Origin of the sequence: Acidovorax sp. LjRoot74, from assembly GCF_964254355.1 — a bacterium.
GTDB lineage: Bacteria > Pseudomonadota > Gammaproteobacteria > Burkholderiales > Burkholderiaceae_C > Acidovorax.
Genome location: NZ_CAXUTI020000001.1, coordinates 1761473 through 1773378 on the forward strand (window position 1 = coordinate 1761473; position 11906 = coordinate 1773378).

Below are 11906 nucleotides of genomic sequence, written 5' to 3' on the forward strand. Positions count from 1 at the left end.
CGGGGCCGCCCCATAACCAGAGGAGACCATGATGTTCAAACGCATCCGTATTGCTCAGAAGCTGTGGCTCGCCGTCATTTTTATCGTGGTCATGCTCGCTGGTGTGGTGGGGTTTTCGGCCTACCGTTCTGCCAAGGTGCAGGCCGAGGCCGACGCCGTGTCGCGTGAGATGCAGACCCGCGTGAGCACCGCCATCCGCTGGGCGGGCCTGACGGAGACCAATGCGGCCCGCACCCAGGCGCTGATCGTGAGCAGCGATCCGGCGGTCGAGGCCGAGTTCAAGGACGTGATTGCCGCCACCTCGGCGCAGATCACCGAGGTGCAGAAGTCGCTGGAGGGCATGGCGCTGTCCGATGCCGACAAGGCGCAGATGGCCAAGGTTGCCGACGCGCGCAAGACCATGATCGACCTGCGCGGCAAGGCCCGCCAGCTCAAGGCCGATGGCAAGGCCGACGAGGCCGTCACCCTGGTCAAGCAGACCTACAACCCGGCCGTGGCGGCTTACCTCAAAACCCTGCGCGACTTCGTGGAGCTGCAGCAGAGCACGGCGCAGACCCGCCTGGCCGAGATGGCAGCATCGCGCATGCTGACGGTGAAGATTGCGGCCGTCGCGGTGGCGGCGTTGCTGCTGGCCATCATTGCCGGGGCCTACTACCTGATCGGCAGCATCCAGCGGCCGCTGGCGCAGGCCAATGACCTGGCGGCCAAGATTGCGGCGGGCGATTTGAGCGAACAAGGTGCTGTCACGCGCGGCGACGAGTTTGGCGACCTGCTGCGCTCGCAGTACGCGATGAGCGATTCGCTCGGGCGCATGGTCCACCAGGTGCGCCAGAGCACCGACAGCATCGCCATCGCCAGTGCCGAGATCGCCACCGGCAACCACGACCTGTCGGCGCGCACCGAGCAGACGTCGAGCAACCTGCAGCAGACGGCGGCGGCCATGGAGGAGTTCACCAGCACCATTGCGCAAAGCGCCAGCAGCGCACGCCAGGCCAGCACCCTGGCTGCGAGCGCCACAGGTGTTGCCGAGCGGGGAGGCACGGTGGTGACGCAGGTGGTCTCGACCATGGAAGACATCAACCACAGCAGCAAGAAGATCAACGACATCATCGGCGTGATCGACTCGATTGCGTTCCAGACCAACATCCTCGCGCTGAATGCGGCGGTGGAGGCGGCGCGTGCGGGTGAGCAGGGCCGGGGCTTTGCGGTGGTGGCCAGCGAGGTGCGCAACCTGGCGCAGCGCTCTGCCTCTGCCGCCAAGGAGATCAAGGCGCTGATCAGTGCGTCGGTGGAGAAGGTGGAAACCGGCACCCGCCTGGTGGCCGATGCAGGCACGACCATGACCGACATCGTGCGCTCGGTGCAAAGCGTGACGGACATGATTGGCGAGATCACGGCGGCTTCGTCCGAGCAGAGCGCGGGCATCTCGCAGGTCAATCAGGCCGTGGGCAACCTCGACCAGATGACCCAGCAAAACGCTGCCCTGGTGGAAGAAAGCGCCGCCGCCGCGCAAAGCCTGCGCGAACAGGCCGAACACCTGGCGCAGGTGGTGGCGGTGTTCAAGGTCAACGGGGCTGCCTATGGCGGGGTGGCGCCGCCAGCGCGTGCGTCACACGCCCCAGCACCTCAGGCCCCGCGTGTGCCCTCAACGCCCGCCAAGGCTGCCGTGGCAAGCAAGCCGGGCGCCCAGCGCATCACCCAGGCCGCCCCAGCGGGCAGCAAACCCGCGCCTGCCAAGACCAAAGCCCCGGCCCCCGCGTTGGCCCAGGGCGCGGATGAGGACTGGGAGTCCTTCTAAACCGCAGCGCGGCCCGTGCAGCAGGCCGTTGAAACTGGCACGCCGTAAGCCAGCGCTCCCGCGCAAGGGCCGCCCCGCCGCGCTGGGAGCGTCCCCCCTTGGGGGGAAGGCGCGCAGCGACTCAGGGGGTCATGCCAATTCAGCGATCAGCTCAATCTCCACACAGGCGCCCATGGGCACCTGGGCTACGCCAAAGGCGCTGCGCGCGTGCACGCCCTTGTCGCCAAACACCTGGCCCAGCAGCTCGCTGGCGCCGTTGGTCACAAGGTGCTGCTCGGTGAAGTCGCCGGTGGAGTTGACCAGGCTCATCACCTTCACGATGCGTTGCACGCGGTTCAGATCGCCGCCGGTGGCGGCATGCAGCGTGCCCATGAGGTCGATGGCCACGGCGCGTGCGGCGGCCTTGCCTTCTTCGGTGCCGATATCGCGGCCGAACTGCGCGGCCCAGGGCTTGCCGTCCTTGCGGGCGATGTGGCCGCTCAGAAACACCAGGTTGCCGGTCTGCACATAGGGCACGTAGGCGGCTGCGGGAACCGACACGGGGGGCAGGGTGATGTTGAGTTCTTTCAGCTTGTCGTAAACGCTCATGGTGCTTCCTCGGGTTGAAGTGAAGGGTGGGTAGAGGAGAGTGGCGCGGGTGGCAAGGGCCCCGGCGCCGGGTGGGGATGAGTGTTACACAGCCGCGCGCACCGAATCCAGCCGCCCCGGTGCCGGGGCGGCAGTAGCATCAGCCCATGCCCGCCATAAGTGCTCCTAATGCCTCCACCTTGCCCGGCTCCGAGGTCCCGCCCGGTGTGGCGGAGCCGGCGCAGCCCGTGGTGCCCTGGCGGCTGCCAACCCTGCTGCTGGGGGTGGTGGCGGGGGCGGCGTTGCAGTTGCAGCAACCGGGCTTGTGGAGCATGGGCGCTTATGCCGCGCTGTTGTGCGCTGCATTGGTGGCAGGTTGGGTGGGGGCTGCTATGCGCAGCACCGGCCGCACTGGCGGGCCCGGGGCCGTGCCCCCGTCCCGGTGGCGCGCGGTGGCGTCTGTGGCGCTGGCGCTGTGTGCGGGCGCGCTGGCCATGGCTGGGGTCAGTGGTTTGCGGGCCACGGCCTACCTGCAGCAGGGCCTGGCCCCGGCGCTGGAGGGCCAGGACATCCGCGTGACCGGGGTGGTGTCGGCCATGCCGCAGGCCAACGAGGCGGGCACCCGGCTGCGGCTGGAGGTGGAATCTGCGCTGCTCCAAGGCACCCCCGTGCAGTTGCCGCCCCGGATCGAGGTCGCCTGGTACGGCGGCGCCTTTTTGCGCGAGGCGGGCGATGCCGTGGACCTGCAGCGCCAGCCCGCCCCGGTGCGTGCGGGCGAGCGCTGGGAGATGACGGTGCGGCTGAAAGCGCCCCACGGCCTGCGCAACCCCTACGGGTTCGACTTTGAACTGTGGATGTGGGAGCAGGGCGTGCAGGCCACCGGCTATGTGCGCGCAGGCCCCAAGGACGAACCGCCGCGCCGCCAGGCCTCCACCTGGCAGCACCCGGTAGAGCAGGCGCGCCAAAGTGTGCGCGATGCCATCCTGGACCGGCTCGGGCGCGGCGCGGAGGATGCCAGCGACCCCGGCCGAGCACGCATCGCAGGCGTGGTGGCAGCCCTGGTCACGGGCGACCAGCGCGCCATCGACCGGGCGGACTGGGACATGTTCCGCGCCACGGGGGTGGCGCACCTCATGAGCATTTCAGGCTTGCACATCACGTTGTTTGCCTGGCTGGCGGCGGCCGTGGTGGGGGCGCTGTGGCGGCGGTCCACACGGCTGTGCCTGTGGGCACCCGCGCCAACGGCGGCGCTGCTGGCCGGGGTTGTGCTGGCCAGCGCCTATGCACTGTTCAGTGGCTGGGGTGTGCCAGCGCAGCGCACCGTCACCATGCTGGGCATCGTGGCGCTGCTGCAGTGGAGCGGGCGCAGCTGGCCCTGGCCCCAGGTGTGGCTGCTGGCCTGCGCGGCCGTGGTGGTGGCAGACCCCTGGGCGCTGGCGCAGCCGGGCTTCTGGCTGAGTTTTGTGGCGGTAGGGGTGCTATTTGCTACTAATCCGATAGCTAAAAAAGCATATGGATCAGGCGCAAAAGGCCATTTTTATGCACTCTTTCGGGAGCAATGGGTGGTCACGCTGGCCCTCACGCCCCTGAGCCTGTTGCTGTTTGGCCAGGTGTCGGTGGTGGGCCTGGTGGCCAATCTGGTGGCGATTCCGTGGGTGACGCTGGTGGTGACGCCGCTGGCATTGGGTGGCGTGGTGTGGGGGCCGCTGTGGAGTCTGGCGGCCTGGAGCCTTCAGCCCCTCACGGTGCTGCTGCAGTGGCTGGCGCAGTGGCCCGGGGCGGTGCTGTTCCTGCCCGCTGCGCCCTTGTGGGCGGGCATGGCCGCCGTGGCGGGTGGTGCACTGCTGGCCATGCGCCTGCCGTGGCGGCTGCGTCTGCTGGCGCTGCCCCTGTTGCTGCCCGTGTTCTGGTGGCAGCCCGCGCGGCCAGCGGCAGGGCAGTTCGAGCTGCTGGCGGCCGACATCGGCCAGGGCAACGCGGTGCTGGTGCGCACGGCCACGCACACGCTGCTGTATGACGCGGGCCCGCGCTTCAGCCGCGAAAGCGACGCGGGCCACCGGGTGCTGGTGCCGCTGCTGCGCGCGTTGGGCGAGCGGGTGGATGTGCTGATGCTAAGCCACCGCGATGCCGACCACACGGGCGGCGCGGCGGCGGTGCTGGCGCAGCAGCCCCGGGCCGAACTCACCGGCTCCATCGAGGCCGACCATGTGCTGCAGGCCCAGCGCCCGGCCAAGCCCTGCCTTGCGGGCCAGCGCTGGGAGTGGGATGGGGTCACCTTTGAGGTGCTGCACCCGCTGGCCGGGGACGATGCCCCCGCGCCCCGTGCGCCGCGGCCCAACACCTTGAGCTGTGTGCTGCGCGTGGCGGCGGCCGGGGGCTCGGGGCCATCGGCGCTGCTGGTGGGAGACATCGAGGCTGCGCAGGAGCAAGCCCTGGTGGCGCGGGGCGCCACGCTGCAGGCCGATGTGCTGCTGGTGCCCCACCACGGCAGCAAGACCTCGTCGTCGCCCGCCTTGCTGGAGGCTGTGCGGCCGCGCACCGCTTTGGTGCAGGCGGGTTACCGCAACCGCTTCGGGCATCCGGCGCCCGATGTGCTGCAGCGCTACCGCGAGCGCAACATCCACGTGGTGGAATCGGCACGCTGCGGGGCGGCCACCTGGGTGTCCAGCGCCCCGGGCGGGGTGGCGTGTGAACGCGACACCGGCCGCCGGTATTGGCAGCACAGCATGGTGCCACGGAGCGATTGATTGCGAAAGCATGGCGCAGCGCGCTCAGGGGCTGTTGCCCAATGGGTGGGCGCGCAACTTGCTATCCTGTTCACAGGAGGCCCGTTCATGCAGAAATTTGACGAGATGTACGCCATGCTGCCGTTTGATGGCAGCGACGTGCGGGAACACTACAAGCGCTATGCACAGTGGTTGAGCAAACAGCCCCCTGACGTGATGCAGGCCCGCCGGGCCGAGGCCGAGATGATCTTCCGGCGCGTGGGCATCACCTTCGCCGTCTATGGCGCCAAGGACGAAGGTGGCGCAGGCAACGAACGGCTGATTCCGTTTGACCTCATCCCCCGCATCATCCCCGCCCACGAGTGGGCCAGCATGCAGCAGGGCCTGGTGCAGCGCGTCACCGCCCTCAACCGCTTCATCCACGACGTGTACCACGGCCAGGACATCATCCGCGCGGGCATCGTGCCCGCCGACCTGATCCTGAACAATGCCCAGTACCGGCCCGAGATGGCCGGGCTGCATGTGCCGCAGAACATCTACGCGCACATTGCAGGCATCGACATCGTGCGCGCGCCGGACGCCCAGGGCAACGGCGAGTACTACGTGCTCGAAGACAACCTGCGCGTGCCCAGCGGCGTGAGCTACATGCTCGAAAACCGCAAGATGATGATGCGGCTTTTCCCCGAGCTGTTCAGCCTGCACAAGGTGGCGCCGGTGGCGCATTACCCCGACATGCTGCTCGAAACCCTGCGCGCCAGTGCCCCGGCCGCAGCCGATGAGCCCACGGTGGTGGTGCTCACGCCCGGCATGCACAACAGTGCGTACTTCGAGCACGCCTTCCTGGCCCAGCAGATGGGGGTGGAGCTGGTCGAAGGACAGGACCTCGTGGTCAAGGACAAGTTTGTGTACATGCGCACCACGCGCGGCCTGCAGCGGGTGGACGTGATCTACCGCCGCGTGGACGACGACTTCCTCGACCCACAGGTGTTCCGCCCCAATTCCACGCTGGGCTGCTACGGCCTCATGGAGGCCTACCGCGCAGGCAATGTGGGCATCTGCAATGCCGTGGGCACGGGCGTGGCGGACGACAAGTCGGTCTACCCCTATGTGCCCGAGATGATCCGCTTCTACCTGGGCGAAGAGCCCATCCTGAAAAACGTGCCCACCTGGATGTGCCGCAAGCCGGACGACCTGCAGCATGTGCTGGCCAACCTCAAGGACCTCGTGGTCAAGGAAGTGCACGGCGCGGGTGGCTACGGCATGCTGATCGGTCCTGCCGCCACGCAGGCCGAGATCGAGGACTTCCGCCGTGCGTTGATTGCCAACCCGTCGGGCTACATCGCCCAGCCCACGCTCAGCCTCTCCAGCTGCCCCACCTATGTGGAAAGCGGCATCGCCCCGCGCCACATCGACCTGCGCCCCTTCGTGCTCAGCGGGCGCGAGGTGCAGATGGCCGCAGGCGGCCTCACGCGTGTGGCGCTGCAGGAAGGTTCGTTGGTGGTGAATTCGTCGCAGGGCGGTGGCACCAAGGACACCTGGGTGCTGGGCGAGGGCACGCCCGCAGCGCAGCCCAAGGCCGTGCAGTCGCAGTCCCAGGGCCAGTCGCAAAGTCAAACGCAAGGGAGCTTCTGAACATGCTGAGCCGCACCGCAGACCACCTGTTCTGGATGTCCCGCTACACCGAGCGGGCGGAGAACACGGCAAGAATGCTGAATGTCAGCTACGAGACCTCCCTGCTGCCCCAGGCCGCCGATGTGGCGCAAAAAGGCTGGGAGGGGCTGCTGTCCATCAGCGAGCTGATCCCTGCCTACACCGCCAGGCACGGCGAGGTGACCCCCGCGCGGGTCCTGGAGTTCATGGTGCGCGACGGCAACAACCCGTCGTCCATCCTGTCATGCCTGCGTGCCGCCCGCGAGAACGCGCGCGCTGTTCGCGGGGCGCTCACCACCGAGGTCTGGGAGACACAGAACCAGACCTGGCTGGAACTGCACCGGCAGCTGGAGGGCGGCGCCTTCGAGCGCGACCCGGGCCAGTTTTTTGAGTGGGTGAAGTACCGCTCTCACCTGTCGCGCGGTGTGGTGCTGGGCACCATGCTGCAGGACGAGGCGTTTCACTTTCTGCGCATGGGCACGTTCCTGGAGCGTGCCGACAACACGGCGCGCCTGCTGGATGTGAAGTTCCACGCCGTCAAGAACGATTTTTTTGGCCGCGCCAGCGAGCGCAACCAGGAGAGCGACTTCTACCACTGGAGCGCCATCCTGCGCAGCGTCTCGGCGTTCGAGGTGTACCGCAAGGTCTACCGTGACGTGATCACGCCGGGCCGTGTGGCCGACCTGCTGATCCTGCGCCGCGACATGCCGCGCTCGCTGCATGCCTGCATGCGCGAAGTGGTGGACAACCTGGCCGTGCTGGCCAACGGCCAGTCTGTCGAAACAAGCCGCCGCGCTGGGCGCCTGCTGGCCGACCTGCAATACGGCCGCATCGACGAGATCCTGGCCACGGGCCTGCATGCGTTCCTCACGCAGTTTCTGGACCGGGTGAACGACCTGGGTGGCGGCATCAGCCGCGATTTTCTGGTGACCTCGGGCGACTGAAAGGCCCGATGAACTGGGCGCAGTGCAGGGGGGCTGCTGCTCACTCCTGCGCGTTGCGCCGCTGGTCCCGCAGCATGAAGAGGTAGAGGCTTTCGACCTTCTCGCGCGCCCAGGGGGTCTTGCGCAGGAACTTGAGGCTGGAGCCTACGCTGGGGTCGATCTGGAAGCAGCGGATGGGAATCTGCCGCCCCAGTTCATCCCAGCCAAAGTAATCGGCCAGGCCCACCACCATGGCTTCGAGGGTGACGCCGTGCAGGGGGTTGCGCGGCTGGGCGGGCTTGCTGGCGGGTGGGGCTGGCGGCGGGGTGTCTGGGGTGCTCATGGCGCCAAGCATACAGACTGAAACCGTGCCCACTTCATCCAGGCTACCCTGTCCTGCGCAACGGGCGTGAATGCCACCAGAGCCCCCATGGAGCTCGCTTGGCCAGGCCAGGGGGGCATCCTCCGAGAGATAACGCGACGCAGCACAGGGGCAATCAGGCTTTGCGTTGCAGATGGTCCTCGCGCTGGAACAGTTCGGCCGCCCAGTCCACAAACGCGCGCACCTTGGCGCTCAGGTGGCGATTGGGCGGGTACACCACATACACCGGCAGCAGGGGCTGGGTCCATTCGGGCAGCAGACGCACCAGGGATCCGCCGTCGAAATGCCGCTGCGCCTGCCAGCTGGTGATCTGGCCGATGCCCAGTCCTGCCACGATGGAGGTGACGTAGGCGTTGCTCTCGTTCACGCTCAGCTGGTAAGGGCCGGTGACGTCGATGGATTCATCGCCCCGGCGAAACTCCAGCGGGTAGTGCCGCCCGCTTTGGGGCGAAAAGTAAATCACGCTGGCGTGTTTTTCCTCGATCTCCAGCGGGTGCATGGGTGTGCCCTTGCGCTCCAGGTAGGCGGGCGCGGCGACGGTGATGAACTCCAGGCTGCCAATGCGGCGTGCCACCAGCGACTGGTCGCTCAGCTCGCCCCCCCGGATCACGCAGTCCACGTTGTCGCCGATCAGGTCCACCGTGCGGTCACTCACGCCCAGGTCCACCTGGATGTCCGGGTAGCGGGCATGGAACTCCGCCAGGTGCGGAATGATGAGCAACTGCGCCACCGATGTGCCCACGTCGATGCGCAGCCGCCCGCGCGGGTTGGCGCGCGCGTTGGTCATGCTGGCCTCGATGTCGTCCAGGTCGGTCAGCAGCCGCACCGTGCGGTCGTAATAGGCAGCACCGTCGGGCGTCACGGTCACGCGGCGGGTGGTGCGGTTGAGCAGTTTCACGCGCAGCCGCTCCTCCAGCGCCTGCACATGCTTGGTCACTGTGGCTTTGGGCAGGTTCAGCGAATCCGCTGCCCGGGTAAACGTGCCGGCCTCCACCACCCGCACGAATATGCGCATGGCCTGTATCTGGTCCATGGCTTCTCCTTGAATCTGGAACTGCAGCACCCACCAGTGGGTGCTGAGGAATTCTCACACGCGAGCAAGCGTTTGATTGTTGAGCTTTTGGAAACAGTGCAGTGGTGTTTGACCTGTTTATCAGAATGTCCCAAGCCACTACATTTCATCCATCGTCAACCGACCCTCCACCTACTAACTTGGGTACCTGCCATGCAGCCCGACCACCCGTCTTCGTCATCCTCGCCATCGCAGCCTGCCGCCGCGCCCGCCAAGGCGGCTGGGGCGGCAAAGTCCGTGTGCGCCGATTCCACCATTGAGGTGGCCAAGGGCCAGCAGGTGGCCGTACGCATGTATGGCCGCAAGAAGTCAGGTCAAGCCTCCCCGGTGGTGGTCCATTTTCATGGCGGCGCGTTTGTGTCTGGGGATCTGGACAACGGCTGCACCGTGGCCTCGCTGCTCGAAGGTGCGGGCGCGGTGGTGGTTTCGGTGGCGTATCCGCTCACACCATTTCCGCAGCCCGTGGACACGGGGTATGACGTGCTCAAGTGGGTGCACCGCAACCGCAACAAGCTCGGCGGCCAGGGGGCACTGGTGTACCTGGCGGGTGAAGAAGCGGGTGGCAACCTCGCTGCTGCCGTGAGCCTGGTGGCGCGCGACCAGTCGCACCCCCCGCTGGCAGGGCAGATCCTGCTGTCGCCCATGCTCGACCCCTGTGTTGGCACGGCCTCGCTGCGTGAAGCCACGGGCGATGCCACCGGTTGCAAGTGGACCGAAGGCTGGCGCAATTTTCTGCGCTGCCCGCGCGATGCCGAACATCCCTACGCTGTGCCTGCGGGGGCCCACCGTCTGGCCGGTTTGCCGCCCACACTGGTGCTGGTGGGCGACACCGACCCCATGCACGACGAGGCCTTGGCCTATGCCGCGCGCCTGGATGCCGCAGGCCTGCAGGTGACATGCCATGTGTTCGCCAAGGCTGCGCAGTGGCCCGACACCCTGCTGCAGGCGGGCGAGCATGAGTGCCCTTGTGCCGCTGCGGCGCAGGACCAGTTTCGCCAGTTCTTCGAAGCCACTCGATGTCCGGTGCCTTCCTGAGAAAACCCTGGCCGTAAAAAGTCATTGACCTCAACATAGGTTGAGGTTTGATACTGCGGCCTTCCCACCAGCCACCTGGTTTCCCACGCTGATTTTTCCGGCTCGCCATGCCGGAGGGAGAAGCTTTGCCCGCGCATTTCTGCAAGCCGTGCCCTCCAGGGCAGGACGGCTGGCGGAGCCATTGATGTCAACGATATGGAGGAAATAACAGCATGAAAAACAGACTGCACTTTTCGCGGGCCCACAGCCACGGCTGTCACAGCACAGGGCACGGCCGCGTCTTTGTCTGACGCCAACCAGCGCCCGCCAGCGGCACATGGCTGGGCTGCTTGACTCTCTCACTGTGTCAATGCCGAGACTGCCTTTTCCGCTCACTGCCTGGGCCCCTGCCACTCCCGCTGCAGGGACGCAGGTGGTGCCGCAGAACCCCTTCATTGGCTTGCCCTGCCAGGCAGGCCCCAACGATTGATTGAAATGACCATGAACTCCAACCCGCTCTCCAAGAACCGCCCCCTGGGCCTGGCCACCATCGCCACCGCCGTGACGGCCGCTGTGGCTGCCCTGGTCCTTGTCTTCCAGGCGCCCACAGCCAAGGCCAATGGCGAAGGCGCCATGCCCCCCGCCATGCCGGTGTCGGTTGCTGCTGTGGTGCAAAAAGACATCTCGCTGTGGGACGAGTTTTCTGGCCGCCTCGAAGCCGTGCAGCGCGTGGATGTGCGCCCCCGCGTCTCGGGCGCCGTGCAGGCTGTGCACTTCCGCGAAGGCTCTTTGGTCAAGCAGGGCGACCTGCTGGTGACCGTGGACCCCGCCCCCTACGCCGCCGAGGTGGACCGCGCCGAAGCCCAGGTGGTGGCTGCGCAGGCCCGCGTGTCGTACACCCGCAGCGAGCTGGAGCGCGCCACGCGCCTGCTCGACGAAAAAGCCATTGCCCAGCGCGAGCATGACGAACGCCTGAACGCCCAGCGCGAGGCCGATGCCAACCTGCGTGCGGCCCAGGCCGCGCTGCAGACCGCGAAGCTGAACCTCTCGTACACCCAGGTGCGCGCCCCCGTGGCGGGCCGTGTGGGCCGCATCGAAGTCACTGTGGGCAACCTGGTGGCGGCCGGTGCGGGCGCCCCCGTGCTGACCACACTGGTGTCGGTCAGCCCCATCTACGCCAGTTTTGACACCGACGAGCAGATCGTGGTGAAGGCGCTGGCGGACCTGCAAAGCGGCTCCAAGGGCCAGAGCGCCCGCCAGCTCATCGAGCGCATCCCCGTGCAGATGGGCACGGGCACCACGGGCGGCACGCCCTACGCTGGGCGCCTACAGCTCATCGACAACCAGGTCGATGCCAAGAGCGGCACCGTACGCGTGCGCGCCGTGTTCGACAACGAAGACGGCTCGCTGATCCCCGGCCAGTTCGCCCGCGTCCGCATGGGCCAGGCCCGCAACACCCAGGCGCTGCTGATCAACGAACGCGCCGTGGGCACCGACCAGAACAAGAAGTTCGTGATGGTGGTGGGCGAGGGCAACAAGGCCGAGTACCGCGAGGTCACCCTGGGCGCGCCGATTGACGGCCTGCGCGTGGTCACCTCGGGCCTGAAGGCGGGCGAGAACATCGTCGTCAACGGCCTGCAGCGCGTGCGCCCCGGTGCCGTGGTGGCGCCCCAGCCCGTGCCCATGACCGCCAAGGCCGAGATTGCGGGTGATCGCAAGGAAGCCAAGAACAACAGCAAGTCGCCCGCCGCCTGAGCGTGCGAACCAGCGACGC

Annotated in this window: 9 protein-coding genes; 6 read left to right on the forward strand and 3 right to left on the reverse strand. The window is 67.4% G+C overall.

Translation table 11 applies throughout. The features are described 5' to 3' along the window. The first annotated feature begins 31 nt into the window (after positions 1-31). The gene (locus ACSQ3O_RS08120) at positions 32-1798 is read left to right on the forward strand and encodes a methyl-accepting chemotaxis protein (protein WP_436138466.1); all 1767 of its coding nucleotides are present in this window, start codon (positions 32-34) and stop codon (positions 1796-1798) included. A 129-nt stretch (positions 1799-1927) separates the two neighbouring features. On the opposite strand, the gene ACSQ3O_RS08125 is transcribed toward ACSQ3O_RS08120, so the two are convergent. Next, entirely contained in the window at positions 1928-2386 is a 459-nt protein-coding gene (locus ACSQ3O_RS08125; protein ID WP_124511912.1) for a RidA family protein, read from the reverse strand. Between the two features lie 146 nt (positions 2387-2532). Here ACSQ3O_RS08125 and ACSQ3O_RS08130 point away from each other — a divergent pair, with 146 nt between their 5' ends. The 3 genes from ACSQ3O_RS08130 (at position 2533) to ACSQ3O_RS08140 (ending at position 7685) form a co-directional block, all read left to right on the forward strand. Next, complete coding sequence (locus tag ACSQ3O_RS08130; protein WP_436138467.1) at positions 2533-5112, forward strand: DNA internalization-related competence protein ComEC/Rec2; 2580 nt, start codon at positions 2533-2535, stop codon at positions 5110-5112. 87 nt (positions 5113-5199) lie between these two features. Then, positions 5200-6723: a circularly permuted type 2 ATP-grasp protein gene (locus ACSQ3O_RS08135; RefSeq protein WP_436138468.1), complete on the forward strand. Its 1524-nt coding sequence runs from the start codon at positions 5200-5202 to the stop codon at positions 6721-6723. A gap of 2 nt (positions 6724-6725) precedes the next feature. Further along, on the forward strand, positions 6726-7685 hold the full coding sequence (locus ACSQ3O_RS08140) for an alpha-E domain-containing protein (RefSeq protein WP_137746335.1): 960 nt from the start codon (positions 6726-6728) through the stop codon (positions 7683-7685). Between the two features lie 40 nt (positions 7686-7725). Here ACSQ3O_RS08140 and ACSQ3O_RS08145 read toward each other — a convergent pair whose 3' ends face one another. Together ACSQ3O_RS08145 and ACSQ3O_RS08150 are read right to left on the reverse strand one after the other, a co-directional pair. Continuing rightward, on the reverse strand, positions 7726-8007 hold the full coding sequence (locus tag ACSQ3O_RS08145; protein WP_436138469.1) for a VF530 family DNA-binding protein: 282 nt from the start codon (positions 8005-8007) through the stop codon (positions 7726-7728). Positions 8008-8161: 154 nt separating this feature from the next. Beyond that, positions 8162-9079 (reverse strand): LysR family transcriptional regulator, encoded by a 918-nt coding sequence (locus ACSQ3O_RS08150; RefSeq protein ID WP_137746337.1) that lies wholly within the window; start codon positions 9077-9079, stop codon positions 8162-8164. A 192-nt stretch (positions 9080-9271) separates the two neighbouring features. On the opposite strand from ACSQ3O_RS08150, the gene ACSQ3O_RS08155 reads away from it, so the two are divergent. Both ACSQ3O_RS08155 and ACSQ3O_RS08160 read left to right on the forward strand, forming a co-directional pair. Beyond that, positions 9272-10153: an alpha/beta hydrolase gene (locus tag ACSQ3O_RS08155; protein ID WP_137746338.1), complete on the forward strand. Its 882-nt coding sequence runs from the start codon at positions 9272-9274 to the stop codon at positions 10151-10153. A gap of 480 nt (positions 10154-10633) precedes the next feature. Further along, positions 10634-11887 carry an efflux RND transporter periplasmic adaptor subunit gene (locus ACSQ3O_RS08160; protein ID WP_436141092.1) on the forward strand — a complete coding sequence of 418 codons (1254 nt, stop codon included), beginning with the start codon at positions 10634-10636 and terminating at the stop codon, positions 11885-11887. Positions 11888-11906 lie beyond the last annotated feature (19 nt).

What these genes read in the sequence shown, in the direction of transcription:
- ACSQ3O_RS08120 (WP_436138466.1), top strand. Translation starts at nt 32, where the DNA reads ATGTTCAAACGCATCCGTATTGCTCAGAAGCTGTGGCTCGCCGTCATT.
- ACSQ3O_RS08125 (WP_124511912.1), bottom strand. Translation starts at nt 2,386, where the DNA reads ATGAGCGTTTACGACAAGCTGAAAGAACTCAACATCACCCTGCCCCCC.
- ACSQ3O_RS08130 (WP_436138467.1), top strand. Translation starts at nt 2,533, where the DNA reads ATGCCCGCCATAAGTGCTCCTAATGCCTCCACCTTGCCCGGCTCCGAG.
- ACSQ3O_RS08135 (WP_436138468.1), top strand. Translation starts at nt 5,200, where the DNA reads ATGCAGAAATTTGACGAGATGTACGCCATGCTGCCGTTTGATGGCAGC.
- ACSQ3O_RS08140 (WP_137746335.1), top strand. Translation starts at nt 6,726, where the DNA reads ATGCTGAGCCGCACCGCAGACCACCTGTTCTGGATGTCCCGCTACACC.
- ACSQ3O_RS08145 (WP_436138469.1), bottom strand. Translation starts at nt 8,007, where the DNA reads ATGAGCACCCCAGACACCCCGCCGCCAGCCCCACCCGCCAGCAAGCCC.
- ACSQ3O_RS08150 (WP_137746337.1), bottom strand. Translation starts at nt 9,079, where the DNA reads ATGGACCAGATACAGGCCATGCGCATATTCGTGCGGGTGGTGGAGGCC.
- ACSQ3O_RS08155 (WP_137746338.1), top strand. Translation starts at nt 9,272, where the DNA reads ATGCAGCCCGACCACCCGTCTTCGTCATCCTCGCCATCGCAGCCTGCC.
- ACSQ3O_RS08160 (WP_436141092.1), top strand. Translation starts at nt 10,634, where the DNA reads ATGAACTCCAACCCGCTCTCCAAGAACCGCCCCCTGGGCCTGGCCACC.